This window comes from Pseudomonas sp. NFACC16-2, from assembly GCF_900119205.1.
GTDB classification, from domain to species: Bacteria; Pseudomonadota; Gammaproteobacteria; order Pseudomonadales; family Pseudomonadaceae; genus Aquipseudomonas; species Aquipseudomonas fluorescens_Q.
This window is the reverse complement of sequence record NZ_FPIX01000031.1, coordinates 45,719-72,464: the sequence shown is the minus strand read 5'-3', so window position 1 is coordinate 72,464 and position 26,746 is coordinate 45,719. Positions and strand designations below refer to the sequence as shown.

The following is a 26,746-nucleotide window of genomic DNA, read 5'->3' as shown; positions in this document are numbered from 1 at the left end:
ACCTCACGGCGCCGGTAGCACATGGCAGGCTAAACAGATCTCCCAGGGTAATTCGCGCGACCTTCCTGCTTATGCCTGTCGGATCTACGTCACAGCGTTCCGTGCAAGTATCGGGCTTTGAAGATATTGGCCTTCTTACCCCGCTGTGCCGCCTAATCCGCTTCCTGTTCGTCAGGCCAGCATTTTGCCTCGGGCTTTCTTCAGATTCGCAGTCGCCCGCGACACCCTTGCCTCTGGCTAACACTTCCCCTTGCCGGGTGTGTAGAGGACTTGCACCTCCAAGTCACCAGCGTGGCCACCACAGCCAAGCTGGTTGCGCTTGCGCGCAACGCGCCATGCCTGGCGCACCAATAAAAAACCGCCTCTATCGAGGCGGTTTTTTTTGAGCCGCTAACCGGTCATTCGGCCAGCTTGAAGGTAATGAAGCTCGCACGCCCCTGGCGCAGGACCCGCATCGAGACCGAACGATTCTTCGGCAACGCCTTGGCGATGTCGGTGAACTCCTTGGCGGAACCGATGGCCTGGTTGTTCAGGTGCGTAATGATATCGCCCGGCTGAAGGCCGATCAGGGCGGCAGGACCATCCTGCACCTCCTTGATCACCACACCGCCCTGAAGCTCCAGGGTGCGCTTCTGCTCTTCGGTCAGCTCGGCCACAGCCACGCCCAGACGGTTGCTGCTGCGCTCGACGCCAGACTTGGGCAGCGAATCCAACTCCTTGCCTTCTTCAGGAATGGCGCCGACGGTCAATTCGACGTTCTTGCGCTTGCCTTCACGAATCACTTCCAGATTGGCCTTGGCACCGGCCTTGAGGGCACCTACCAAGTGCGGCAGGTCGGCGGACATGACGATCGGCTGACCATTCATGCTCAGGATCACGTCACCCACTTGCAGGCCGCCCTTGGCAGCCGGGCCACCTTCCTGGATCTGCGCCACCAGCGCACCGGCCGGTTTTTCGAGCCCGAACGACTCGGCCAGGTCCTTGTTCACTTCCTGGATGACCACGCCCAACCAGCCGCGGCTCACCTTGCCTTCGCTTTTCAGTTGGTTGGACACATCCATGGCAACGTCGATCGGAATCGCGAAGGACACGCCCATGAAACCACCCGAACGGGTATAGATCTGGGAGTTGATGCCGACGACTTCACCCGCGAGGTTGAACAGCGGGCCACCGGAGTTACCCGGATTGATCGGCACGTCGGTCTGGATGAACGGCACGTAGTTTTCGTTCGGCAGGCTGCGACCGATGGCGCTGACAATACCCTGGGTCACGGTGTGGTCGAAGCCGAACGGCGAACCAATGGCCACGACCCATTGGCCGGCTTTCAGGTCCTGGGATTTGCCCAGCTTGAGCACGGGCAGATCCTTGCCTTCGATTTTCAACAGCGCCACGTCGGAACGCGGATCGGTGCCGATCAGCTTGGCCTTGAGCTCACTGCGATCGGCCAGGCGTACCAGGATTTCGTCGGCATCGGCGATCACATGGTTGTTGGTCAGGATGTAGCCATCAGGCGAAATAATGAAACCCGACCCCAGGGATTGCGCTTCGCGCTGGCGACCACCGCCAGGCGAACGGGGTTGTTGCGGCATGCCGCGCTCGAAGAACTCACGCAGCATCGGCGGCAAACCTTCCAGGTCCGGCATTTGCTGGTCCGATACGCGGCGATCCGGCAGTTTCTGGGTCGTGCTGATGTTCACTACGGCGGGCGACGCCTGCTCGACCAATTGCGTAAAGTCGGGCAACTCGACCGCCACGGCAGGAACGGCCTGGCCGAGCACAAGCACGGTGGCAAGGATAGAGAGATAGGTTTTCAAGCGTGGTATCGACATACGGCTCCCGTTACGACGAGCATGGTTAAGCGATATGGAGCAAGGAATACCAGGAAAAGATACGCCGGTATTTTTGTTCCGGAAACAGACAAGGCCAGGGCCGAGCGGCTCTGACCTATAGAAAAAAAGCTGGGTTTTTGCAAATGAAAATACTGACAGGAAGTTTCGGCATTTCGATCAAGCCCTGGCATCATCAGCCTCTCGCACAATCGAACCACCCATCCAGCCAGCTGGCTATTGAGTTGCCGTGACGTCGGAACGCATGGAAAGCGCAATCCGTTCCGCCGTACCGATAGGAATCTCACCGACCACCGTGACCATCATCTCGCCCTGGGGCGTCGTGAGCCTGCGGGACACGGCAGCCGTCGGGCCGAGCTGAGTACGGGTATCAGTGGCGTTGGCACCGTTCAATGGCTCCAGGAACACCGAGAAGCGCGCCAGACCATCGTCGTACATCAAGCTGGTGACTTGGACCTGAGTGTCCGGGTCCTTGCGCACGGCACTGCTGGACAGCTCGAACCCAGGTGGAAGCCAATCCGAGTGCCAGGCGGCTTTCACCGCGACGACCTTGGCGGAATCCTGCGTGACAGCCTTGCATTCGGCGCTGGCTTGCAGATCACCGTCTGTCGGCGCGGCGACATTCAAGCGGGTAAACTGGAAACGTTCGAGCAACTGGCCCTTGTCATTGAGCAACAGGGACTTGAGCGGCAAGCCGGTCTCTTTATCCAGGTGCAGCTCGAAACCATAGCGATGCTGGTCCTTTGGCGTCATCGCCACAATGACCGCCTGACGCCCGGCCACGCGCGACTTGCCAATGACGGCCAGGTCATACCAATTCTTGAGTTTTTGCGGATCGAGCGCACGTGAGGTGCCGTCAGGCGTATTGCCCAGCCCCGCGATCAAGGAGCCACTGACGCATTGAGTATGCCCATCAATGCGCAGGACTTCCTGTGCCGAGCCGTCGAGCTGGAGTAACCGCTCGCGGACTTTGCCATCCTGGACGCGATGCCAGATGTTATGGGTAGAAAAACTACCGTTGCGCTCGTAAACGAAAGTGCCCTGGAAGCTCTGCTGCTGCTCGGCTTGACTCAGGCGATTCAACCAATCCTGAGCCTCATCGGCATGGGCTGGAATCGCACACCAGCCACCAAGCAGAAGCGCGAATAGAGGTATGGCGCGCAATGGTTTTCCTTATTAACGATTTTCCATGCTGGCTGCACGGGCGTAAGGCAGTGCGCTTTCAGTACCTTTCAGGGCAGCTTGCTGAGCATGCTGACGCAGGTAGTTGGGCAGACGCTGATCATGCCAGCCAGGTTGGCCTTGCAGAACACCATTGACCATTGGGCCTGCGGTTTCCGAGCCTTCACTGTAACCGGCCAGTACCGCTGGGCCCTTGACCTGTGGAGCGGCCAGGCCAGGCTGGTTGGATTGCTGCGCCATCTGTACGCCGGCAATCTCATCCTGGTTGTACAGGCGCACACCGGCCAGTACGGCCACGGTGACCGAAGCGGCTACTGCCAGGCGACCCAGGCTGCGCCATGGTCCGCGAGAGGCTTTAGCCGGTACGGCTTCGTCAGCCAATGCAGCGGAAACGGCCGTAGCGATGTCCAGGCGTGGAAGCAACAAATCCTTGTGCATCACGGCCCGGGCGATCTGGTAACGAGCCCAGGTCTCACGGGTTTCAACATCGTCGAAGGCATTCAATACCCGACGCAATTCCAGTTCGTCCGCTTCGTTATCCATCACTGCGGACAGCGATTCCTGCAGGGCTTCACGACTCATGGCGTTCCTCTCTTGGCTGTCGCCGCTGTCTCTAGTTTTCCTGCAACAAAGGTTGCAGGGCTTTATCAATGGCCTCCCGGGCGCGGAAGATCCGGGAGCGCACGGTGCCTACAGGACATTGCATGACGCTCGCAATGTCTTCGTAACTCAGACCGTCGAACTCGCGTAAAGTTAAAGCCGTACGCAAATCTTCGGGCAATTGCTGGATGGTTCGATGGACGGTGCCTTCGATCTCATCCCGCAGCAACGCACGTTCTGGTGACTCGAGATCCTTGAGGCCATGATCGCCATCATAGAACTCGGCATCCTCAGAACTTACATCGCTATCCGGCGGCCGGCGGCCGCGTGAAACCAGATAGTTTTTCGCCGTGTTGATGGCGATGCGGTAAAGCCACGTATAAAACGCGCTGTCCCCGCGAAAATTACCAAGTGCGCGGTAGGCCTTGATGAAGGCTTCCTGAGCGACATCCTGCGCTTCATGGGTGTCGTGCACGAAACGCACGATCAACCCGAGAATTTTGTGCTGGTATTTAAGCACTAGCAGATCGAAAGCTCGCTTGTCGCCGCGTTGGACGCGCTCGACCAGCTGCTGATCCTCTTCCTGGGTTAGCATGAACACTCCTCGATAAGCTCGAAGGAGGCTTGCATTACTAATTGACCGGGCTTGCAAACATAGACTCGGGCTTTTCGCAAAAGTTCTCCCCCTTCCAAGCAAGTTTCCGACGCGCTCTGATCTCGGCACGCACGAAAAACGCAGCAGGAGATTCCCCGGCTGCGCGAATAATCTGTCACCGGGCCTGACGGCAGAGACTCCAATCGAAATCTTGCACCAACCCGACGCTGCTCCCTTTTGCAGACAACCGTCTATTGAACGTAGGCGCTTGGCAAAAGTTCCCGCTATCTATAGCGCTGTACACTGAATATCAGGCAACCGTGACGAGATAAACAGCGTTCTGTCCTCGAAACGGCGGCCTTATCGACGTTGTACCCAAACCGGCGATCCGACGAAGCGTGTCGCTTTTCTGTCACGCTGGTTTCACATTGCCATGAATGCCCGGCTATTGTGCCGATCCCCCCCTCTATATACTAGTGGGCTGCGTGGCTGCCTGACCCGTTGAAGCGGTGTCTTGCGCCAACCCCGACCCGGGTCGCCTTGAGCGGAAACCATTCGAATGAGCCAACAGTTTCAACACGATGTTCTGGTAATCGGCAGCGGAGCCGCCGGATTGAGCCTTGCACTGACGTTGCCTGCGCATTTGCGCATTGCAGTACTGAGCAAGGGCGACCTGGCCAACGGTTCGACCTTCTGGGCCCAGGGCGGCGTCGCAGCCGTACTGGACGATACCGACACCATTGAGTCCCATGTCGACGACACCCTCAACGCCGGCGGTGGCCTTTGCAATCCACAGGCGGTGCGTTTCACCGTAGAACACAGCAGGGAAGCCATCCAGTGGCTGATCGACCAAGGCGTACCGTTTACCCGTGACGAACAATCGGGTACCGAAGACGGCGGTTTCGAGTTCCACTTGACGCGCGAAGGCGGTCACAGCCATCGGCGCATCATCCATGCGGCCGACGCCACCGGTGCAGCGATCTTCAAGACCCTGCTCGCCCAGGCGCGACTGCGGCCGAACATCGAGTTGCTGGAACAGCGCGTCGCCGTCGACCTGATCACCGAAAAACGCCTGGGCCTGGACGGCGATCGCTGCCTCGGTGCCTACGTGCTCAATCGCGGCACCGGTGAAGTCGATACCTACGGTGCGCGCTTCGTCATCCTGGCGTCCGGCGGCGCAGCGAAAGTCTATCTTTATACCAGCAACCCCGACGGTGCCTGCGGCGATGGCATTGCCATGGCCTGGCGTTCGGGTTGCCGGGTGGCGAACCTGGAGTTCAACCAGTTTCACCCCACCTGCCTCTATCACCCGCTGGCCAAGAGCTTCCTGATCACCGAAGCCCTGCGTGGCGAAGGGGCCCACCTGAAGCTGCCCAACGGCGAACGCTTCATGCAACGCTTCGATCCGCGCGCCGAACTGGCGCCGCGCGACATCGTCGCCCGGGCCATCGACCACGAAATGAAGCGCCTGGGTATCGATTGCGTTTACCTGGACATTAGCCACAAGCCCGAAGCGTTCATCAAGAGTCACTTCCCGACGGTGTACGAACGCTGCCTGGAGTTCTCCATCGACATCACCAAGCAGCCGATTCCGGTGGTGCCGGCAGCGCATTACACCTGCGGTGGCGTGATGGTCGACCAACAGGGCCGCACCGACGTGCCTGGCCTGTATGCCATCGGCGAAACCAGCTTCACCGGCCTGCACGGCGCCAACCGCATGGCCAGCAACTCGCTGCTGGAATGCTTCGTCTACGCCCGCTCGGCGGCGGCTGACATCCTGGCGCAATTGCCGCAGATTGCCGTTCCGGCCGCCCTGCCCTCGTGGGACGCCAGCCAGGTCACCGATTCGGATGAAGACGTGATCATCGCGCACAACTGGGACGAACTACGGCGATTCATGTGGGACTACGTAGGCATCGTGCGCACCAACAAGCGCCTGCAACGGGCACAACATCGGGTGCGCTTGCTGCTGGATGAAATCGACGAGTTCTACAGCAACTATAAAGTCAGTCGCGACCTGATCGAACTGCGCAACCTGGCCCAGGTGGCCGAACTGATGATTCGCTCGGCCATGGAACGCAAGGAAAGCCGGGGGCTGCATTACACCCTCGACTACCCGAACCTGCTGCCCGAGGCACTGGACACTATCCTGGTGCCGCCCACCTACGCCGACTGAACCTGAGCTGCACCCGCAGGCGCCGATGGACATCCGGCGCCAGCGCGTCGCGCGGCACACACACCGACCGGACCCGCCGTTCACCCTGCACGCGAAAACGCAGCACGACGATCATCGGCAGCGCCAGGCTATCGGGGCGCAGTTGCACAGCCCGCCACCCATCGGCCCGGCTCCAGAGTTGCCAGCCAGCGGCATTACGACGCAACCCACAGAAAGCCCGGCGATGGGTCAGCACGACATATCGGGGGATCACCCAGGCACCATGGGCCAGGCACAATACAATGCCAGGCGCGGCGAACCAGGATGGGACGGACAACAGGAACAACGAACCCAGGGCAAACACCTGGGCCAGCAGATAAGCCGCCAGCAGTTGCCCGGAGGCCTGCCAGCGGCATTCGAAGCGATTACTTGGGCTGGACACGGTCCAGGATCATCCGGACCATGCGCTGCAACTCAGGGTCTTCGGATTCACTGCGCTCCATGAACCAGCCGAACATGTCCTGATCCTCGCATTCGAGCAGGCGGACATAGCACGCGCGGTCCACTTCATTGAGATGGGGATAAACCTCTTTGACGAATGGCACCAGCAACACGTCCAGCTCAAGCATGCCGCGGCGGCTGTGCCAGTAGAGGCGATTCAGTTCAACATCTTCGACCATGGAGCGCTCCTCAAATAGAGCGCAAGTATACAGGCCCCGCCGCAGTGGAACAGACAGCTTTGGTCGGGCACCACCGATCCTTTGTGAACTACCCATTTCAAGGGCGCCCCCTTATGATGTCTACCAGACCTTTTATCCTGCGATGACCCATGGCTGATTCCGCTTTTTTCTGCACCCTGTCCCACGAAGGCGTCCTCGCGGTCCGCGGCGTGGATGCCACCAAATTCCTGCAAGGCCAATTGACCTGCAACCTCGACTACTTGAGCGACAAACGGGCCAGCCTCGGCGCCCGCTGCACCCAGAAAGGCCGGATGCAATCGAGCTTCCGCATTTTGCTCGAAGGTGACGGCGTGTTGATGGCCATGGCCGCCGAACTGCTCGAACCGCAACTGGCCGACTTGAAAAAATATGCCGTGTTCTCCAAATCCAAGCTCACCGACGAAAGCGCGACCTGGGTTCGCTTCGGCCTGGAAAACGCCGACAAGGCGCTGGCCGACCTGGGCCTCGAACTGCCGAGCGACACCGACAGCGTGGCTCGCCATGAAGCCTTGATCGCCATCCGCGTATCTCCCGGTCGCGCCGAATTGTGGGCCCCTGCCGAACAGGCACAGACGCTGCGAACCCGCCTGGGCGCAGAACTGGCCGAAGCGGACCTGAACCCCTGGCTGCTGGGCCAGATCCGCGCCGGAATCGGCCAGGTCATGCCGGCCACCCGCGAACTGTTCATCCCACAGATGCTCAACCTGCAAGCCGTCGGCGGCGTGAGTTTCAAGAAAGGCTGCTACACCGGCCAGGAAATCGTCGCCCGCATGCAATACCTGGGCAAGCTCAAGCGACGCCTGTATCGCCTGCAGCTGGACGCCAGCGAACTACCGGAGCCCGGCACAGCGCTGTTCTCCCCCACGCATGGCAGTTCCATCGGCGAAGTGGTGATTGCCGCCCGCAGTGAGGGGAATATTGAACTGCTGGCGGTATTGCAGGCCGAAGCAGCAGAAGATGACAATTTGCACCTCGGCACCTTGGAAGGCCCACGCCTTCAACTGTTGGACCTGCCTTACGAACTGGATCGCGACCGCGAAATCCAGCGCTGATCGCAGCATTTGCCGCAATACCCTAGAGAACCGAAATGAGCGATTTGGCGGATAAGGTCCAACGGGATTTGGTGCAAGCCATCGATAACGATGACTTGGTTCTGCCAACATTACCGGAAGTGGCCCTGCAGATTCGCCGGGCCGCCGAAGACCCGGAAATCAGCGTCAGCAACCTGAGCAAAGTGATCGGCCGCGATACGGCCCTCTCGGCACGCCTGATAAAAGTGGTCAACAGCCCACTGCTGCGCGCCACCCAGGAAGTCACCGACCTGCACACGGCCATCACTCGATTGGGCGTCAACTACAGCAGCAACCTGGCCATCGGCCTGGTCATGGAGCAAATTTTCCACGCCCGCTCCGAGGTGGTGGAACTGAAGATGCGCGAGGTCTGGCGCAAGAGCCTGGAGATCGCTGGCGTCAGCTATGCGCTGTGCCGCGGTTACACCCAACTCAAGCCCGACCAGGCCGCGTTGGGTGGGCTGGTGCACCAGATCGGCGTGTTGCCGATCCTGACGTATGCGCAAGACAACAATGAATTGCTGTCGGACCCGGTCAGCCTCAACCACGTCATCGAAACGATTCACCCGGTGCTGGGGGACAAACTACTTAGCGTCTGGGAGTTTCCGGAGCGGTTGGTGAAGCTGCCGGGGCTGTATCTGGATTTCACCCGGGATTCCAAGCAAATCGATTATGTCGACCTGGTGCAGGTCGCGGCGCTGTACTGCTACAAGGACACCGATCACCCGCTCAGCCGAATTGATGTGTTTTCAGTCCCGGCTTTCAAGAAACTGGGGATCGACCCGGACAACAAGGCCCGCAGCGTGGATATCGAAGAAGCGCGGTCGATGTTTTATTAAGCCCAGCCTGACAACCAGGAAATCCGGGCCAGATGCTGACCTGAACAGACACACCGCAGTGATAGCAAATTCTGGGGCGCTGCGCGCCCAACGGGGATAAATCCCCTCGCCACAACAGTGTTCGGCCTTGGCTCAATCTGAACCTGGGATAAAACTCACCCGCACCTTCAACCCCCGCTCCTGCCCATCATGCAAGGTAATCTGCGCCAAGTGGGCACGGCAGATTTCGCCCACGATCGCCAACCCCAGGCCGGAGCCGGCCACTTGCTGGTTGCGTCGATAGAAGCGCTCGAACACCCGGTCCCGCTCGTGCAGCGGAATGCCGGGGCCATCGTCCTCGACCTCCAGCACGGCCGGCGCAGAAACCCGCAGGATTACATTGCCGCCCGATGGGGTATGGGCCAGGGCGTTGTCCACCAGGTTGCTCAACAACTCGTTCAACAAGGTCGGCTCGCCCCGCAACCACACAGGCTCGTCGGCTTCCAGGGCCAGCGCCACCCCTCGGGCATGGGCCAGCGGGGCCATGGCCATGCCCAACTCACGAGCCAACTGGCTGAGATCAAGCAGTTGCGCGCCGCCCTCGGCAATGGCCCGGGCGCCGTTTTCCACACGCGCCAAGGACAGCAATTGGTTAGCCAGGTGGGTTAACCGGTCAGTACCTTGGGCCGCAGTTTCCAGGGTTTCACGCCATGTCGCCGGTTCGCTGGCTCGCAAGCCCAGCTCAAGGCGGGCCTTGAGTGCAGCCAGGGGCGTGCGCAATTCATGAGCGGCATCGGCAATGAATTGCGCCTGGCGTTCGAACTGCCCGCGCAGGCGCTCGGTGAAATGGTTGAGGGCGCGCACCAACGGCCAGAGTTCATGCTGCACTTCCACCAGGGGCAATGGCCGCAGGTCATCCGACTGGCGCTCTTCCACCGCCGTGCGCAAGCGTTCCAACGGGCGCAATGCCGCGCTGACTGCAAACCACACCAACAGCAGCGCGCCCACGGCCAGCATGCCCAGGCGCAACAGCGTGTCGGCCATCAGCCCGCGGGCCATGCTGACCCGCGCCTCTTCAGTCTCCGCTACACGAATTTCCGCCATGCCGTTCATGTTCGGCTCGCTCACGGCCTTGAGCAGGCTCACCACCCGCACGTTCTGGCCCTGATAGCGAGCATTGTAAAAGCGCGCCAGGGCTGGGTAATCGTCCGTGCGCGGCGTGCCAGGCGGCGGACCGGGGAGGTTTTCATAGCCGGAAATCAGCTTCTTGTCGATGTCATTGACCTGGTAATAAATGCGTCCGGCGCTGTCGTAGGCGAAAGTATCCAGGGCCACGTAGGGCACATCCGCACTGAGGCTGCCGTCACGCGCCGAAAGGCCCGCGGCGATGGTCCGGGCCGAAGCCAGCAGGGTCCGATCGTAGGCAGTGTCGGCAGCCTCGCGACCGTTCCAATAGGCGCTCAAGCCGCTGGCGAGCATCAATACCACCAGCAGCAGCGCGAGGTTGCGAAGCAGCCGCCAGCGCAGGCTGTCGGGCTTATGCATTGCGATTTTCCAGCAGGTAGCCCAGGCCGCGGAACGTCACGATCGCCACCGCATGACCATCGAGTTTCTTGCGTAAGCGATGGACGTAGATTTCGATGGCGTCGGGGCTGGCCTCTTCGTCCAGGCCGAACACCTGGGCCGCCAGTTGCTCCTTGCTCATCACCCGCCCCGGCCGGGCGATCAATGCCTCCAGCACGGCTTGCTCACGGGACGTCAGCGTCAACAGTTCATCGTCGAGGGTAAACCGCCGGGTGTCCAGGTCATAGACCAGCCCGCCACAGCGCTGCTGGCGCTCGCCGCCCAGTACGCTGCGGCGCAACAGAGCCTTGACGCGGGCCTCCAGCTCAGTGAGTTCGAATGGCTTGGCCAGGTAATCGTCAGCGCCGAGATTCAGGCCATGGACACGGTCCTTGACGTCGCTGCGAGCGGTCAGCATCAGTACCGGCAAGGTCTTGCCACGAGCCCGCAGACGCGCCAACACCTCGAAACCGTCCATGCGCGGCAGCCCGACATCCAGGACCGCCACGGCGTATTCCTCGCTGCTCAAGGCCAGGTCGGCCGCAACGCCGTCGTGCAGCACGTCCACGGTCAAACCGGCACTCTTGAGCGCTTGGGCAACGCTTTCGGCGAGCTGCAGATGGTCTTCGACGAGCAGAACACGCATGGGTTATTCCTCGATTCAGGGATGGTCGACGCCATTCTTTGGCGCGGAGTTTACAGCCGCATCCGCCACTGTGAAGCCAAAAAACCTGCTGAAAGCTTTTGAAAGGTTAGCGAAAGGTTGGGCCGTTAGAGTCCCTTTACGGATAGTTTCGACTGACCGTCGCGGCGCCCGATCGCGAATGAAAAATGCCACGAAGCATTTTCGTCCTGAATAAGAAGAATAAAAGCGGAGTATTCACCATGCTGTCCATGCAGCTACAGGCCCCAGCGCCTGCTCGCCTGTCTCGCTTCATCCAGACCGCCTTGGGCGGTGTCGCCCTGCATTCAATCCCGGTAATGAGCTGCGCGCCCCGTCACCGATGACTTGGGCGGGATCCGTCAACGACACATTTTCACCACGCATAACAACAATCCTGTGGAGACAACAATGAACCTTTCACTGCGTAAAGTAGCCCTGGCCGCCGGATGCCTGATGTTCGCCGGACAGTTGCTCGCCGCTGATCCATCCAAGGAGCCCAAGCGCCCCGAATGCATCGCCCCGGCGGCACCGGGCGGCGGTTTCGACCTGACGTGCAAACTGGCGCAGAGCGCGCTGGTGAACCAGAAACTGCTGACCAAACCCATGCGGGTGACCTATATGCCCGGCGGTGTCGGCGCGGTGGCCTACAACGCAGTGGTCGCCCAACGCCCGGCCGACGCCGGTACGCTGGTGGCCTGGTCCAGCGGTTCGCTGTTGAACCTGGCGCAAGGCAAGTTCGGTCGTTTCGATGAAAACGCCGTGCGCTGGCTGGCGGCCGTTGGCACCAGCTACGGCGCCATCGCGGTAAAGAGCGATTCGCCCTACAAGAACCTCGACGACCTGGTGCAGGCCCTGAAGAAAGATCCAGGCTCCGTGGTGATCGGTTCCGGCGGCACCGTCGGCAGCCAGGACTGGATGCAAACTGCCCTGATCGCCAAGGCCGCCGGTATCGACCCGCGCAAACTGCGCTACGTGGCACTCGAAGGCGGTGGTGAAATCGCAACAGCCCTGCTCGGCGGCCATATTCAGGTCGGCAGTACGGACATTTCCGACTCCATGCCGCATATCCAGAGTGGTGACATGCGTCTGTTGGCGGTGTTCTCCGATAAACGCCTGGACGAGCCGGAAATGAAAGACATCCCGACCGCTCGCGAACAAGGCTACGACATCCTCTGGCCAGTGGTCCGTGGCTTCTACCTCGGGCCAAAGGTCAGCGACGAAGACTACGCCTGGTGGAAAGACGCGTTCGACAAACTGCTGGCTTCCGAAGAGTTCGCCAAGTTGCGCGACCAGCGCGAGCTGTTCCCGTTCGCCATGACCGGCCCGGAACTGGATGCCTATGTGAAGAAACAAGTGGCTGATTACAAGGTGCTGGCCAAAGAGTTCGGCCTGATCCAGTAACCGTCTCTGTTCTCGCGGCGGCGCCGGCACTGTCGGCGCCGCCCAGGAGTTAGTCATGCTCACCATCCAACGTATTTTTGCCGCGGTGCTGCTACTGGCCTGTATCGGCCTGGCGCTGATGGCCTGGCCCTATCAAGCGGCCTTTTCCTACGAACCGGTCGGCCCGCGCGCCTTTCCCTTGCTGATGCTCGGGCTGATGGGGCTGGCGTTGCTGTACATGCTGTTTCGCCCTACGCCCATCGTGCACAGCGACGAAGACCCGCACCTGGACCGCGAAACCTTGCAGAAAATCGGTATCTGCGTGGTGCTGCTGCTGGTCTTCGCCGGGACCTTCGAACCCTTGGGCTTCATTCTTGCCAGCATCCTGATCGGCGTGCCGATGGCGCGCCTTTACGGCGGTCGCTGGGTGCCCAGCGTGGTGATCATCAGCCTGATGGCCATCGGTCTTTACCTGTTGTTCGACAAGCTGATGGACGTGCCGCTGCCCCTGGGCCTGCTCGACGTCCTGGAGAATTGATATGGATACCCTGAATTATCTCGGCCAGGGTTTTGGCGTTGCACTGACCCCCTACAACCTCGTCACGGCATTGACCGGCACCCTGATCGGCACCGTGGTCGGCCTGTTGCCGGGCCTGGGCCCGATCAACGGCGTGGCGTTGCTGATCCCGATTGCCTTTGCCCTGGGGCTGCCGCCGGAATCGGCGCTGATTCTGCTGGCCGCGGTGTACCTAGGTTGCGAATACGGCGGGCGCATCAGCTCGATCCTGCTCAACATCCCGGGTGAAGCCTCCACCGTGATGACCACCCTCGATGGCTATCCGATGGCCCGCCAAGGCCTGGCCGGCGTGGCGTTGTCGCTGTCGGCGTGGAGTTCGTTCATCGGCGCGTTCATCGCCACCTGCGGCATGGTGTTGTTCGCACCGTTGCTGGCCAAATGGGCGATTGCCTTCGGGCCGGCGGAATATTTCGTCCTGATGGTGTTCGCCATTGTCTGCCTCGGCGGCATGGCCGGCGACCGACCGCTCAAGACCTTCATCGCGGCGCTGATCGGCCTGTTCCTGTCCAGTGTCGGGATCGATGCCAACAGCGGCGTATACCGCTTCACCGGTGACAACATCCACTTGACCGATGGCATCCAGTTCGTCGTGCTGGTGCTGGGCCTGTTCTCCATCAGTGAAATCCTGTTGCTGCTGGAAAAAACCCATCGCGGCCAGGAGGCAGTGAAAGCTACCGGGCGGATGATGTTCAACTTCAAGGAAGCCGCGTCGGTCTTCACTGTGAACCTGCGCTGCGGCGTGCTCGGTTTCATCATGGGCGTGCTGCCGGGTGCTGGTGCGACGCTGGCCAGTGCCGTGGCCTACATGACGGAAAAACGCATTGCCGGCGCCGGTGGCACGTTCGGCCAGGGCGACAAGCGCGGCCTTGCCGCCCCGGAAACAGCCATCGGTGGCGCGGCCTGCGGTGCGCTGGTGCCGATGCTGACCCTCGGCGTTCCCGGCTCGGGCACCACCGCGGTGATGATCGGCGCGCTGTCGCTGTACAACATCACGCCCGGTCCGCTGCTGTTCCAGCAACAGCCGGACATCGTCTGGGGCCTGATCGCGTCGTTGTTCGTCGCCAACGTCATGCTGGTGATCCTCAACATCCCAATGATCCGCATCTTCACCCGGATCCTGGCGGTGCCAAACTGGGCACTGGTTCCGGTCATCGCGATCATCACCGGGATCGGTGTCTATGCGGTGCATGCCACCACGTTCGACCTGTTCCTGATGATCGGTATCGGCATCTTCGGCTATATCCTGCGCAAGCTGGACTTCCCGCTGTCGCCAGTGCTGCTGGGCTTCATCCTCGGTGGCCTGATGGAGCAGAACCTGCGGCGTGCGCTGTCGATTTCCAACGGAGCCCTGGAGATCCTCTGGTCGAGCCCGATCACGTTCGGCTGCTGGATCCTGACAGCGATCATGCTGTTCATGCCATTGCTGCGGATCTGGCGTCGCCGCGCCGCACAACGTCGCGCCCTGGCCAATGTCTGAGGCGATATTCAGACAATGGTGGGGAACACCGCTGGTCGGCCTGGCCGGCGGTTACCTGGCCAGCCTGATCGGCTGGCCTTTGCCCTGGATGGTCGGCTCGTTGCTGGCGATCATCCTGGTGCGCTGCCTGACGCCGTGGCAATTGGCGGAAATCCCCGGCGGCCGCAAATGCGGCCAATGGGTGGTGGGCATCGGCATCGGCCTGCACTTCACCCCGGTGGTGATGGAACAGGTCCTGAGCCACTTCGGCCTGATCTTTTTCGGCGCGCTGATCACCAGCGTGTCCAGCGTGGTAAGTGTCTGGCTGATGCGTCGCACCGGCGAGGACCGTGCTACCGCGTTTTTCTCGAGCATGCCCGGCGGTTCCGGCGAAATGGTCAACCTCGGCGCCCGCAACGGCGCGGACCTCAGCCGCGTCGCCGCAGGCCAGAGCCTGCGGGTGCTGGTGGTAGTGCTGTGCGTGCCGGCAGCCTTCAAGTACCTGTTGGGCGAAGGCTCGCCGGTGCAACACGCCACGACGGTGGACTGGCTGTGGCTGGCGATCCTGTTCCCGGCGGGCGCCCTGCTCGCCTGGGTCTGGGAGCGATTGCGCCAACCCAATCCCTGGCTGTTCGGACCCTTGCTGGTAAGTGCGGCGGTGAGCGTCGGTTGGGACCTGCACATCGGCCTGCCCAACGGCGCCAGCCAGGTCGGCCAGTGGTTGATCGGCAGCGGACTGGGTTGTCATTTCAACCGGCAGTTCTTTCGTCGGGCGCCGTCGTTCATGGGGCGCACCCTGATCGGCACGGTGTTGACGATGCTGATCGCCACTCTCGCGGCGTTGGGCCTGAGCACCCTGACCCAACTGGACCTGCGTTCACTGACACTCGGCATGATGCCCGGCGGCATCGCGGAAATGAGCCTGACGGCGGAAACCCTGCAACTGTCAGTGCCGTTGGTGACCGCGTTGCAGGTGATGCGGTTGCTGTTCGTGCTGTTTCTGGCGGAGCCGTTGTTCAGGTATTGGATGCGCCAGTCGAGTTCGGCCTGATCGTCCGCGGCGCCTTCATCGCGAGCAAGCTCCCACAGGTTCAGGGCAACACGAATCCCCTGTGGGAGCGAGCTCGCTCGCGATGGGGCCCTGACTGCCAACCACTTAAAGCGGCGGCAACCGCCAATCGATCGGCGTCTCGCCATGCTGCTGGAGAAACTTGTTGGTCCGGCTGAAATGCCCACAGCCGATGAAGCCTCGGTGGGCCGACAGCGGTGACGGGTGGACCGAAGTCAGCACCAAATGCTTGGTCGCATCGATCAGCTTCTGCTTGCTCTGGGCATGGGCGCCCCACAACAGGAACACCAAGTGCGGCTGGTGTTCGCTGACGACTTCAATGATCCTGTCGGTAAAGTGCTGCCAGCCTCTCTTGGCGTGGGCGTTGGCATTGGCGCGCTCCACGGTCAGGGTTGTGTTGAGCAGCAACACGCCCTGGTCGGCCCAGCTTTGCAGGTAGCCGTGATTCGGGATGTCGATGTTCAGATCGCGCTTCAACTCCTTGTAGATGTTCACCAGGGACGGCGGCGTCGGCACGCCCGGCTGTACCGAGAAGCACAAGCCATGAGCCTGGCCTGGACCGTGGTAAGGATCCTGACCGAGAATCACCACCTTGACCTTGTCCAGCGGCGTGGAGTTGAGGGCGTTGAAAATCAGTGGAGCCGGCGGATAGATCTCCTTGCCAGCGGCGTACTCACTGCGTAGGAACTCACGCAACTCCGCCATGTAGGGCTGGTCGAACTCGGCACGCAGTGCCTGCTTCCAGCTCGGTTCGAGTTTGATACGGTCGTCGGCAGTCATGGTTGCATCCGGTAAAAACAATGGGCGCACCCTAGGAAAGCCTACATGGCTTGTCAATTGATCTGACGCAGAACCAGCACTTTCCCACGCAGCGGTCATACTGATTATTCAATTTTCTGATCGAGGTCACGATGAATCTGCACTTCGAAGAGCTCACCGGCATCGACGGTGCCCGTATCGGCATCGCCACCCTGGACGCCGAAAAATCCCTGAATGCCTTATCCCTGCCGATGATCAACGCCTTGCGTGATCGTCTCGATGCCTGGGCCCGGGAGCCGCAGGTCGTGTGTGTGTTATTGCGCGGCAATGGCGCCAAGGCGTTCTGCGCCGGCGGTGAAGTGCGCAGCCTGGTAGAGGCCTGCCGTGCCCATCCCGGTGAAGTACCGCCGCTGGCTGCACAATTCTTCGCCGCGGAATACCGCTTGGACTTCAACCTGCACACCTACCCCAAACCCCTGCTGTGCTGGGGGCATGGCTATGTACTGGGTGGCGGCATGGGCCTGCTGCAAGGCGCCAGTACCCGCATCGTCACGCCAAGCAGTCGCCTGGCAATGCCGGAAATCAGCATCGGCCTGTACCCGGATGTCGGCGCCAGTTGGTTCTTGTCGCGCCTGCCTGGCAAGCTCGGCTTGTTTCTCGGCCTGACCGGCGCCCACATGAATGCCCGGGACGCCATCGACCTGGACCTGGCCGACCGCTTTTTGCTGGATGAACAACAGGACGACCTGATCGAAGGCCTGCTGCAACTCAACTGGCAGGAACAGACCGAGGTGCAGCTCAACAGCCTGCTCAAGGCCCTGCAACAGGAAGCGGTCGGCCAAATGCCCGAAGCCCAATGGCTACCACGTCGGCAGAAAATCGATGAATGGCTGGACGTCAGCGATGTGCGCTGCGCCTGGAAAGCCCTCAGTCTGCTGGTGGACTACTCGGACCCACTGATCGCCCGCGCCGCCAAGACCATGACCGAAGGTTCGCCCTTGACCGCTTATCTGGTCTGGGAACAGATCGCCCGTGCCCGGCATTTGTCCTTGGCCGGCGTGTTCCGGATGGAATACACCTTGAGCCTCAACTGCTGTCGCCATCCGGAATTCAGCGAAGGCGTGCGCGCGCGGCTGATCGACAAGGACCACAAGCCCCGTTGGCACTGGCCGGACATCAACCATGTGCCCGAGGCGGCGGTCGAGGCGCACTTTCACAAGGCGTGGGAGGGGCGGCATCCGTTGGCGGACTTGTCCAACGAGTAACGAGTCAGCAACTCCCTGTGGAAGCTTGCTCGCGATAGCGGCCTATCAGACACATGAATGTTGGCCGACCCGACGTAATCGCGAGCAAGCTCGCTCCCACAAGTGTTATCCCATCGGGTTTATTGCAGGCACAAAAAAGCGGCGCTTCATGCGCCGCTTTCTGTTGCCCTGGGATCAGCGGTGACTGCCCCGTCCATCGTGATCGCCGCGTCCCCGATGATCACGTCCGCCTCGACCGCCTCGGTCGTCATTCCAGCCGCCCCGGTCATGGCCGTCCCAGCCACCCCGGTTCGGATAAGACCGGTACGCCGCTCGCGGTGGCGAGTAGTAGCGTGGGCCTTGTTGGTAGTAACGCGGTGCCGAGTAATAGCGCGGCGCCGGTTGGTAATACCGCGGGGCGTAATAGCCACGCGGAGCCGAATAATAACTCCCGCCACCGTAATAGACCGGTGCCGGTGAGGTGTAGACCTCGGAACGGTAGTAGCTCGAGTCTCCGTCGTAGTAAGGCACGCATGCCGAAAGAGTCAAACCGAGAAACGCAATGAGGAGCAGTCGTCGATACATGGCGGCCTCCTGGACCGCGGATGGGCCACATCAGCGACGCTGATGGGCGGCAGCCAACTTTGTGTGACTGACGCATATTCAGACAGCAAAATCGGAATCTGGTGCGACCTGGCAACAACTAGAAACATGTCGCTCGTCGCCCTCTTCCGGTGCGCGACGGCACCACAAGCAAGCACAAATCCGCCCTCAATCGTCCTTCCCCAACTCCTGCCCTCTCTATCCCGGGCCTTTGCCCGAATTGGCACGGCTCTCGCTTTAACAAATTCCGTGCAGGAGTCATCACAGGTTCGCGGCACCACAATTTGCAATGGCTGACTAGGGTTCCGGCTCGCCTCTGGCGAGTGACTGGTCCGAGAGTTGGCGACCTCCAGTTGAGGTTACACGGCGGGACAAAAGCCCGGGAGACAAGCCACCGTTCGCGGTGCCGCGTTGCTCCTGTCCGCCCTTGATCAACTGGAGAACCACCATGTTCAAGCTTCGTCTGTCCGCCCTGCTCCTCGCCGTCCTCTCGGCCCTCGTGAGCTTCTCATCCGCCGCCGCCCAAAAAGACCACTTCAGCGTCTGCTGGACCATTTATGCCGGCTGGATGCCCTGGGAATACGCCGGTAGCCAAGGCATCGTCGACAAATGGGCGAAAAAATACGGCATCAAGATCGATGTCGTGCAGCTCAACGATTACGTCGAATCCATCAACCAGTACACCGCCGGTCAGTTCGACGGCTGCACCATGACCAACATGGACGCCCTGACCATTCCCGCCGCCGGCGGCGTGGACAGCACCGCGCTGATCGTCAGCGACTTCTCCAACGGCAACGACGGCATCGTCCTCAAGGGCGAAGGCAAGAAAGTCACCGACCTCAAGGGCATGGACGTCAACCTGGTGGAACTGTCGGTGTCCCACTACCTGCTGGCCCGCGCCCTGGATTCGGTTGGTCTCGCCGAGAAAGACCTGAAAGTCGTCAACACCTCCGACGCCGATATCTCCGCGGCCTTCAACACCGACCAGGTCAAGGCCGTCACCACGTGGAACCCGATGCTCTCGGACATCAAGGCCCAGCCCGGCGTGAGCGAAGTGTTCAACTCCAGCCAGGTCCCTGGCGAGATCATGGACATGATGGTGGTCAACACCCAGACCCTGCAGGACAACCCAGCCCTGGGCAAAGCGTTGACCGGCGCCTGGTTTGAAGTGGTGGCGCTGATGAACGCGAAAAACGCCGCGAGCAAGACTGCGTTGGAGCACATGGCCAAGGCCTCGGGCACCGACCTGCCCGGCTTCCAGGCGCAACTGGACACCACCAAGCTGTTCGCCACACCCAAGGAAGCCCTGGGTTTCGCCACCAGCGAACAACTGCCCGCCACCATGGGCAAAGTCGCCAACTTCTCGTTCCAGCACGGCTTGCTGGGCGAAGGCGCCAAGGACGCCAACGCAGTGGGCATGGCGTTCGCCAATGGCGTGACTCGCGGAGACAAGGCCAACCTCAAGCTGCGCTTTGACCCGACCTACGTACAGCTGGCCGCCGACGCCAAGCTGTAAACCGGAGGACCTGGCATGCGCCTGATCAACCGCTATCCGGATCGTCCCAGCCGCTTGTTGCTGGTGATCCTGCCCTTCGCGCTGGTGGTGTTCGCCTACTTCATGGGCTCGGCCGAACGGTTGACGGACAACCCCAACGACAAGCTGCTGCCCAGCGCCGTGCAAATGGCCGATGCGGTCAAACGCCTGGCCTTCACCGCGGACGCCCGCAGCGGCGAATACCTGCTCTGGCAAGACACCGCCTCGAGCCTGCGTCGGTTGGCCATCGGCCTGGGCATCAGCGCCCTGGCCGGACTGTGCCTGGGCATCGCCGCCGGCACGTTGCCGCTGTTGGGCGCGCCGTTATCGCCCTTGCTCACCGTGGTATCAATGGTGCCGCCGCTGGCCATCCTGCCGATTCTGTTCATCGTCTTCGGCCTGGGGGAATTGTCGAAAGTGATGCTGATCGTGATTGGCATCACACCGTGCCTGGCTCGCGACCTGGAACAGCGCGCCCGGGAAATTCCCACCGAGCTGCTGATCAAGGCCCAGACCCTCGGTGCTTCGACCTGGACCCTGATGCTGCGGGTAGTGCTGCCGCAACTGCTGCCGCGCCTGTTGATTTCCCTGCGACTGATGCTCGGTTCAGCCTGGCTGTTTCTGATCGCCGCCGAAGCCATCGCCTCCACCGATGGGCTGGGCTATCGGATTTTCCTGGTGCGTCGTTACCTGGCGATGGACGTGATCTTGCCGTACGTGGTGTGGATCACTCTGCTCGCCTGGCTGATGGACTGGGGCCTCAAGCGCCTGACCCGGCAAGCGTTCCCCTGGTATGAGGGGACGAAGGCATGAGTTTCATTAACGTGAACAACGTCTGGCAACAGTACGGCGACCAAGTCGTGCTCGAGCGCTTGAACCTGAGTGTCGCCGAGGGTGAGTTCTGCACCTTGGTGGGGGCGTCGGGTTGCGGCAAGTCGACCTTCCTGCGCTTGCTGCTGGGCCAGGAACGTGCCAGTCGCGGACAGATTCTCCTGGATGGCGAGCCCTTGGCCGGCGAGCCGGATGCCAGCCGGGGCGTGGTGTTCCAACGCTATTCGGTGTTCCCGCACCTGAGCGTGCTGGACAACGTCGCCCTGGGCCTGGAGTTGCCGCGCTCGCCGCTGCTGGGCCGTCTGTTCGGCAGTGCCAAGCGTCAGGCCCGGGAAGAAGCCGCACATCTGCTGGACAAGGTCGGACTCGGCCATGGGCAGGATAAATACCCGGCGCAACTGTCCGGGGGCATGCAACAGCGATTGGCCATCGCCCAGGCACTGATCATGAAGCCCAGGGTCCTGCTGCTGGATGAACCCTTCGGTGCCCTCGACCCGGGCATTCGCAAGGACATGCACGCCTTGTTGCTGGAGCTGTGGCGCGAAACCCGCCTGACGGTGTTCATGGTCACCCATGACCTGTCCGAAGGTTTCAGCCTCGGCACGCGCCTGCTGGTGTTCGACAAAGTCCGTGTCGATCCCCACGCCCCTGGCGCCTATGGCGCACGCATTACCTACGACATTCCATTGAACAGCGACCGCCGCACCGCCCGTGCCGCCGTCGACGCCCTGCCCGCCGAACTGGCCGGCACCTTGCGTATCGCTTGAAAGGAGTTTTTCCATGCCCGACTCGACCCGATTGTTTACACCCTTCGCCGAAGAACTGCTGCCCGGCGGCGGCCACCGTTCGTTCGTGCTCAAGCGCGGCCAACTGCTGCGCCTGACCGATCTGCGCGGCGGGGCCAACGTGAGCCTGACGCTACTCAATGCCAACGAGAAAACCGAACGCCTGAACCTGCCCGACAGCCTCAAATGCCAACACACCGCCAAACTCACCGCCGGCCATTGCCTGTATTCGGACATGGGCCGAGTGCTGGCGGCCATCACCGCCGACACCTGCGGCTGGAGCGACAGCCTGGGCGGCGTGCTCTGCGCCGAGGAAGTCGCGCAAAAATACGGCCAGGGCCGCTACCAGGAACTGCGTAACGGCTTCTTTCGCAACGGCACCGACAACCTGTTGGTGGAACTGGGCAAATGGGGACTGGGCCTGTCCGACCTGCTGATGACCCTCAACCTGTTCAGCCGGGTCGATGTCGACGAGGCCGGAAACTTTCACTTCGTCGAGGGCAATTCCCTGACCGGCGACTACATCGAGTTGTACGCGCCGATGGACACCCTGGTGGTGCTGACCGCGCTGCAACACCCGATGGACCCGAACCCGCAATACGCCCCGCAACCGCTCAAGCTCAGCTGGATGAATGCCGATGCCAGCGTCGCCGAGCACTGCCGCCTTTCGCGTCCGGAAAACCAGCGCGGCTTTATCAACACCGACCGCCTGTTCGCCTGAGGATCGCTGCCATGTCACTCGCCATCGCCACCGCACACAAGCAACCCGATACCGCCGTCTACCGTGCCACGATTCCCGCCGGGGAACCCTGGCTGGTGGAGGTCAAGGCCGGCCAGACCCTGCGCATTCTCGACCTGGAAGGCAACCAAGCGGTCGATACGCTGTTCTACAGCCTGGCCAACCCCAAGGAACGCTACGACGTGCAGCGCACCCTGCGCCGGCAAAACAACGTTTACCTGAGCACCGGCAGCGTGCTCTATTCGAACCTCGGCCACCCGATGCTGACCATCGTCGAAGACACCTGTGGACGCCACGATACCCTCGGCGGCGCCTGCGCCCAGGAAAGCAACACCGTGCGCTACGCCCTGGAAAAACGCTACATGCACAGCTGCCGTGACAACTACCTGCGGGCCTGCGCCCACGATGGTCGCCTGGGCAAGGGCGATATCGGGCCGAACATCAACTTCTTCATGAACGTGCCGGTCACCGCCGACGGCGGGCTGACCTTCGAAGACGGGATCTCGGCGCCAGGCAAATACGTCGACCTGCGGGCCGAGATGGACGTGATCGTGCTGATCTCCAACTGCCCGCAACTGAATAACCCGTGCAACGCCTACAACCCCACGCCAGCGGAGCTTTTGATATGGAACTGAAACTCACCCGCCTGCGGCGCTGGCTGTTCGCGTTGTGCCAGAGCCGGTCAGGGCAATGCATTAAATAACGCCCTGATCCCTTATGGGAGCGAGCTTGCTCGCTCCCATAAGGGGGCGCAGTGATGTTTGGAAATTTCGCCACCTGGGACGACCCCGGCGGCCATCGAAAACTGCGGGACGGCCCGCATCCCAATTCAGGCAGCACCCATGCCTGAGGGGGCAATGCCATGTTCGAAAAAATCCTGATCGCCAACCGTGGCACCATCGCCTGCCGCATCCTGCGGACCTTGCGTGAACTGAAGGTCCAAGGTGTCGCGGTGTATTCCCAGGCCGACGCCGCCAGCCTGCATATCTTGCAGGCCGACGAAGCCCACTGCCTGGGCGAGGGCGCGGCGGCCAATACGTATTTGGCGGTGGACAAACTCCTGGCGATTGCCAACAGCAGTGGCGCGACCGCGATCCATCCCGGCTACGGCTTTCTCTCGGAAAACGCCGCCTTCGCCGAAGCTTGCGAAGCGGCCGGTATTGCCTTCATCGGTCCGACGCCAGAGCAACTGCGTGTGTTCGGCCTCAAGCACACCGCCCGTGACCTGGCGCGCCGGCACGGCGTGCCGCTGCTCGAGGGCACCGAACTGCTCGACAGCCTCGACGCCGCACTGTTGGCCGCAACCCGGATCGGTTATCCAGTGATGCTCAAAAGCACCGCCGGCGGCGGCGGCATCGGCATGCGCGTGTGCCGCAGCGCCGCCGACCTGAGCGAATCCTTCGAAGCGGTCAAGCGCCTGGGCCAGAACAACTTCAGCGACGCCGGGGTGTTCATCGAGAAGTACATCGAACGCGCGCGGCATCTGGAAGTGCAGGTGTTCGGCGATGGCCAGGGGCAGGTGATCGCCCTGGGGGTGCGCGACTGCTCGGTGCAACGGCGCAACCAGAAAGTCCTCGAGGAAACCCCGGCGCCGAACCTACCCGAGGGCATGGCCGACGAACTCTGCGCAGCGGCAATCCAACTGGCCCAGGCCGTGAACTACCGCAGCGCCGGCACTGTGGAGTTCGTGTTCGACAGCGACGCGGGGCGCTTCTATTTCCTGGAAGTGAACACCCGCCTGCAAGTGGAGCATGGCGTCACCGAGCAGGTGTGGGGTGTGGACCTGGTGCGCTGGATGGTGCAATTGGCGGCCGGTGATTTACCGCCACTGAACGAGCTGGGCCAAGGTTTGAAAGCCGAGGGCCACGCGATCCAGGCGCGCTTGTATGCCGAGGACCCAGGCCGGGATTTCCAGCCAAGCCCGGGGCTTTTGACCGCCGTGGAATTTCCCCAGGCCGACGGCAAAGCACTGCGCATCGACACCTGGGTCGAGGCCGGTTGCCAGATCCCGCCCTACTTCGATCCGATGATCGCCAAGGTCATTCGCTGGGCGCCGACCCGCGAGCAGGCATGCCTGGGCTTGCATCAAGCGCTGGACGAAAGCCTGCTGTACGGCGTCGAGACCAACCGCCAATACCTGCAACAAATTCTCCTCGACACCCCGTTTGCCAGCGGCCAGCCCTGGACTCGTTGCCTGGAGGCGTTGGTCTATCGTGCCCACACCGTTGAGGTGCTCAGCCCCGGCACCCAGACCAGCGTCCAGGACTATCCCGGCCGCCTCGGTTATTGGGCCGTGGGTGTACCGCCGTCGGGACCGATGGACAGCCGTTCGCTGCGCCTGGGCAATCGCCTCTTGGGCAATGAAGAAGGTGCGGCGGCATTGGAAATCACCATGAACGGGCCGCTGCTGCGTTTCAACTGCGCCGCCCGAGTGGCGGTGACCGGTGCGGTGATTGCCCTCACGCTCGACGGTGAAGCGGTGCCGATGAATACACCGTTGTCGATTGCTGCCGGCGCCACCCTCGCGATCGGCAACATCTCTGGCGCCGGGGCACGCAGTTACCTGTGCCTGCAAGGCGGCGTGCAAGTGCCGGATTACCTGGGCAGTAAAAGCACCTTCACCCTCGGCCAGTTTGGCGGCCACGGCGGACGAGCGTTGTGTACCGGCGACGTGTTGCACCTGGCACCGCTGGATGAACACACGACACTGCCGCCAACGAGCGCACCGGACCTGGAACTGCCGAGCGTGCGGCAGATCCGCGTGATCTACGGCCCCCACGGCGCGCCCGAATATTTCACCGAGCGCTACGTCCAGACCTTCTTCGACACGGCGTGGGAAGTGCACTTCAACTCCAGCCGCACCGGCGTGCGCCTGATCGGGCCGAAACCCGAATGGGTCCGCGCCGACGGCGGCGAGGCCGGGCTGCACCCTTCCAATATCCATGACAACCCCTACGCCATCGGCGCCGTGGACTTCACCGGCGACATGCCCGTCATCCTCGGCCCCGACGGCCCGAGCCTGGGCGGTTTCGTCTGCCCGGTGACGGTGATCGAAGCGGACCTCTGGCAGTTGGGGCAACTCAAGGCAGGGGACAAGGTGCGGTTTGTGCCGGTGGACATATCGACCGCCCGCTCACTGGCGACACACATCCCTTGTGGCGAGGGAGCTTGCTCCCGCTCGAGTGCGCAGCACTCGCCAGACAATGATCCTACCGATAAAGAGTGGGGGCCGCTTCGCGACCCAGCGCGAGCAAGCTCGCTCGCCACAGGTTTTGGGTGTACCCAGAAATGGGGGTCGCCTGTGGTACTGGATATCGGCCAGGACGATACCCGCCTGGTTGCAAGGCTATCTGGCGACACCCACCTGCTGCTGGAAATCGGCGCCCCCGAACTGGACCTTGTGCTGCGCTTTCGCGCCCACGCCTTGATGCAAGCGTTGGAATACAAACACCTGCCCGGCGTGATCGACCTGACGCCGGGCATTCGCTCGCTGCAAGTGCACTACCAACCCGAACAATTGCCCCTGGCCGATCTGCTGGCCATCGTCGCCGGGGAGTGGGACGCCGTGTGCGCCGCGCAGGACCTGCAAGTGCCGTCGCGCATCGTTCACCTGCCGCTGTCCTGGGATGATCCGGCCTGTCAGTTGGCCATCGAAAAATACATGACCACGGTGCGCAAGGACGCGCCCTGGTGCCCGAGCAACCTGGAGTTCATCCGACGCATCAACGACCTGCCCAACCTCGATGAGGTGCAACGCACCGTGTTCGACGCCAGCTACTTGGTGATGGGCCTGGGCGACGTCTACCTCGGCGCGCCGGTCGCCACGCCGCTCGACCCGCGCCATCGCCTGGTGACCACCAAATACAACCCGGCCCGGACCTGGACCGCGGAAAACTCCGTGGGCATTGGCGGCGCCTATATGTGCGTGTACGGCATGGAAGGCCCGGGCGGCTATCAGTTCGTCGGGCGCACGTTGCAGATGTGGAACCGTTATCGGGACGTCGCCGCCTTCGACGGCAAGCCGTGGCTGCTGCGGTTCTTCGACCAGATCCGCTTCTACCCGGTCAGCGCCGACGAACTGCTGCGCATCCGCCGGGACTTCCCCCTGGGCCGCTTCGACCTGGCGATCGAGCATAGCCAGCTCAATCTCGCTGAATACCAGCGTTTCCTGGCGCAGGAGGCTGACAGCATCGCTGCGTTCCGCCGCCAGCAACAAGACGCCTTCGAGGCCGAGCGCGAGCGTTGGATCGCCAGTGGCCAGGCGCACTTCGACAGCGAAGAACCGGCCATCGCACCGAGCGAGGATTCGCCGCTGACTGACGGTCAACGGAGTGTCGACAGCCATATCGCCGGCAACCTCTGGCAGGTGCAGGTGGAGGTTGGCGCTCGGGTCGCCGCTGGCGATGTGCTGGTCATCCTGGAGTCGATGAAGATGGAAATCCCGGTGCTGGCACCCGTGGCCGGCGTGGTACGCGAGGTGCGCGTGCAGCCCGGTTCGGCGGTGCGCGCCGGACAACGCGTCGTGGTGCTGGAACGTGACTGAACTCAATAAAAGG

The 26,746-nt window shown here is 61.9% G+C and carries 24 protein-coding genes and 1 riboswitch; of the genes, 14 read left to right on the top strand and 10 right to left on the bottom strand.

Going from position 1 to position 26,746, the window contains the following annotated elements:
- Window positions 1-398: 398 nt before the first annotated feature.
- The 4 genes from BT116_RS22025 to rpoE all read right to left on the bottom strand — a co-directional run bounded on the left by BT116_RS22025 (window position 399) and on the right by rpoE (window position 4,224).
- Window positions 399-1,829, bottom strand: a complete 1,431-nt coding sequence (locus BT116_RS22025) for a DegQ family serine endoprotease (protein WP_072347114.1) — start codon at window positions 1,827-1,829, stop codon at window positions 399-401.
- A gap of 234 nt (window positions 1,830-2,063) precedes the next feature.
- Window positions 2,064-3,011 carry a MucB/RseB C-terminal domain-containing protein gene (locus BT116_RS22020; RefSeq protein WP_072347113.1) on the bottom strand — a complete coding sequence of 316 codons (948 nt, stop codon included), beginning with the start codon at window positions 3,009-3,011 and terminating at the stop codon, window positions 2,064-2,066.
- Window positions 3,012-3,023: 12 nt separating this feature from the next.
- Entirely contained in the window at window positions 3,024-3,611 is a 588-nt protein-coding gene (locus BT116_RS22015) for a sigma-E factor negative regulatory protein (protein WP_072347112.1), read from the bottom strand.
- Window positions 3,612-3,642: 31 nt separating this feature from the next.
- Entirely contained in the window at window positions 3,643-4,224 is a 582-nt protein-coding gene (gene rpoE / locus BT116_RS22010; RefSeq protein ID WP_003172477.1) for an RNA polymerase sigma factor RpoE/AlgU, read from the bottom strand.
- Window positions 4,225-4,783: 559 nt separating this feature from the next.
- On the opposite strand from rpoE, the gene nadB reads away from it, so the two are divergent.
- The gene (nadB, locus tag BT116_RS22005; protein ID WP_063322532.1) at window positions 4,784-6,400 is read left to right on the top strand and encodes an L-aspartate oxidase; all 1,617 of its coding nucleotides are present in this window, start codon (window positions 4,784-4,786) and stop codon (window positions 6,398-6,400) included.
- On the opposite strand, the gene BT116_RS22000 is transcribed toward nadB, so the two are convergent.
- Both BT116_RS22000 and BT116_RS21995 read right to left on the bottom strand, forming a co-directional pair.
- Window positions 6,369-6,821: a protein YgfX gene (locus BT116_RS22000; protein ID WP_072347111.1), complete on the bottom strand. Its 453-nt coding sequence runs from the start codon at window positions 6,819-6,821 to the stop codon at window positions 6,369-6,371. The genes nadB and BT116_RS22000 overlap by 32 nt on opposite strands.
- The gene (locus BT116_RS21995) at window positions 6,805-7,059 is read right to left on the bottom strand and encodes an FAD assembly factor SdhE (RefSeq protein WP_003184348.1); all 255 of its coding nucleotides are present in this window, start codon (window positions 7,057-7,059) and stop codon (window positions 6,805-6,807) included. The genes BT116_RS22000 and BT116_RS21995 overlap by 17 nt, the downstream gene beginning before the upstream one ends.
- 149 nt (window positions 7,060-7,208) lie before the next feature.
- Between BT116_RS21995 and BT116_RS21990 the strand changes: the two genes are divergently transcribed.
- Window positions 7,209-8,150 (top strand): CAF17-like 4Fe-4S cluster assembly/insertion protein YgfZ, encoded by a 942-nt coding sequence (locus BT116_RS21990; RefSeq protein ID WP_072347110.1) that lies wholly within the window; start codon window positions 7,209-7,211, stop codon window positions 8,148-8,150.
- Window positions 8,151-8,185: 35 nt separating this feature from the next.
- Window positions 8,186-9,007 (top strand): HDOD domain-containing protein, encoded by an 822-nt coding sequence (locus tag BT116_RS21985; RefSeq protein ID WP_072347109.1) that lies wholly within the window; start codon window positions 8,186-8,188, stop codon window positions 9,005-9,007.
- A gap of 132 nt (window positions 9,008-9,139) precedes the next feature.
- On the opposite strand, the gene BT116_RS21980 is transcribed toward BT116_RS21985, so the two are convergent.
- Together BT116_RS21980 and BT116_RS21975 are read right to left on the bottom strand one after the other, a co-directional pair.
- Window positions 9,140-10,531 (bottom strand): sensor histidine kinase, encoded by a 1,392-nt coding sequence (locus BT116_RS21980; RefSeq protein WP_063322536.1) that lies wholly within the window; start codon window positions 10,529-10,531, stop codon window positions 9,140-9,142.
- Window positions 10,524-11,195 (bottom strand): response regulator, encoded by a 672-nt coding sequence (locus tag BT116_RS21975; RefSeq protein ID WP_063322537.1) that lies wholly within the window; start codon window positions 11,193-11,195, stop codon window positions 10,524-10,526. Before BT116_RS21975 ends, BT116_RS21980 begins: the two co-directional genes overlap by 8 nt.
- A 426-nt stretch (window positions 11,196-11,621) precedes the next feature.
- Here BT116_RS21975 and BT116_RS21970 point away from each other — a divergent pair, with 426 nt between their 5' ends.
- The 4 genes from BT116_RS21970 to BT116_RS21955 are packed head-to-tail and all read left to right on the top strand — an operon-like array spanning window position 11,622 to window position 15,677.
- Window positions 11,622-12,614 (top strand): Bug family tripartite tricarboxylate transporter substrate binding protein, encoded by a 993-nt coding sequence (locus BT116_RS21970; protein WP_003198777.1) that lies wholly within the window; start codon window positions 11,622-11,624, stop codon window positions 12,612-12,614.
- Between the two features lie 55 nt (window positions 12,615-12,669).
- Entirely contained in the window at window positions 12,670-13,131 is a 462-nt protein-coding gene (locus BT116_RS21965; RefSeq protein WP_063322539.1) for a tripartite tricarboxylate transporter TctB family protein, read from the top strand.
- A 1-nt stretch (window position 13,132) separates the two neighbouring features.
- A complete protein-coding gene (locus BT116_RS21960) occupies window positions 13,133-14,647 on the top strand; it encodes a tripartite tricarboxylate transporter permease (RefSeq protein ID WP_072347108.1) in 1,515 nt (504 codons plus the stop codon).
- Window positions 14,640-15,677 carry an AbrB family transcriptional regulator gene (locus BT116_RS21955; RefSeq protein WP_072347107.1) on the top strand — a complete coding sequence of 346 codons (1,038 nt, stop codon included), beginning with the start codon at window positions 14,640-14,642 and terminating at the stop codon, window positions 15,675-15,677. Before BT116_RS21960 ends, BT116_RS21955 begins: the two co-directional genes overlap by 8 nt.
- A 105-nt stretch (window positions 15,678-15,782) precedes the next feature.
- Here BT116_RS21955 and ung read toward each other — a convergent pair whose 3' ends face one another.
- Entirely contained in the window at window positions 15,783-16,475 is a 693-nt protein-coding gene (ung, locus tag BT116_RS21950) for a uracil-DNA glycosylase (protein WP_072347106.1), read from the bottom strand.
- A 131-nt stretch (window positions 16,476-16,606) separates the two neighbouring features.
- Between ung and BT116_RS21945 the strand changes: the two genes are divergently transcribed.
- Window positions 16,607-17,719 (top strand): enoyl-CoA hydratase/isomerase family protein, encoded by a 1,113-nt coding sequence (locus tag BT116_RS21945; protein WP_072347105.1) that lies wholly within the window; start codon window positions 16,607-16,609, stop codon window positions 17,717-17,719.
- A gap of 174 nt (window positions 17,720-17,893) precedes the next feature.
- Here BT116_RS21945 and BT116_RS21940 read toward each other — a convergent pair whose 3' ends face one another.
- Window positions 17,894-18,283, bottom strand: coding sequence for a hypothetical protein (locus tag BT116_RS21940; protein ID WP_072347104.1), 390 nt, complete (start codon window positions 18,281-18,283; stop codon window positions 17,894-17,896).
- 304 nt (window positions 18,284-18,587) lie between these two features.
- Window positions 18,588-18,689, top strand: a riboswitch (guanidine-I (ykkC/yxkD leader).
- A 60-nt stretch (window positions 18,690-18,749) separates the two neighbouring features.
- Between BT116_RS21940 and BT116_RS21935 the strand changes: the two genes are divergently transcribed.
- From BT116_RS21935 to uca, 6 genes are all read left to right on the top strand, one after another.
- A complete protein-coding gene (locus BT116_RS21935; RefSeq protein ID WP_072347103.1) occupies window positions 18,750-19,817 on the top strand; it encodes a putative urea ABC transporter substrate-binding protein in 1,068 nt (355 codons plus the stop codon).
- 15 nt (window positions 19,818-19,832) lie between these two features.
- Window positions 19,833-20,648, top strand: a complete 816-nt coding sequence (locus BT116_RS21930; RefSeq protein WP_072347102.1) for an ABC transporter permease — start codon at window positions 19,833-19,835, stop codon at window positions 20,646-20,648.
- Window positions 20,645-21,433, top strand: a complete 789-nt coding sequence (locus BT116_RS21925) for an ABC transporter ATP-binding protein (protein WP_072347101.1) — start codon at window positions 20,645-20,647, stop codon at window positions 21,431-21,433. Before BT116_RS21930 ends, BT116_RS21925 begins: the two co-directional genes overlap by 4 nt.
- Window positions 21,434-21,446: 13 nt before the next feature.
- Entirely contained in the window at window positions 21,447-22,172 is a 726-nt protein-coding gene (locus BT116_RS21920) for an urea amidolyase associated protein UAAP1 (RefSeq protein WP_072347100.1), read from the top strand.
- A gap of 11 nt (window positions 22,173-22,183) precedes the next feature.
- Entirely contained in the window at window positions 22,184-22,825 is a 642-nt protein-coding gene (locus BT116_RS21915; RefSeq protein ID WP_072347099.1) for an urea amidolyase associated protein UAAP2, read from the top strand.
- A 227-nt stretch (window positions 22,826-23,052) separates the two neighbouring features.
- Window positions 23,053-26,733 carry an urea carboxylase gene (gene uca / locus BT116_RS21910; protein WP_072347098.1) on the top strand — a complete coding sequence of 1,227 codons (3,681 nt, stop codon included), beginning with the start codon at window positions 23,053-23,055 and terminating at the stop codon, window positions 26,731-26,733.
- Window positions 26,734-26,746: the final 13 nt, after the last annotated feature.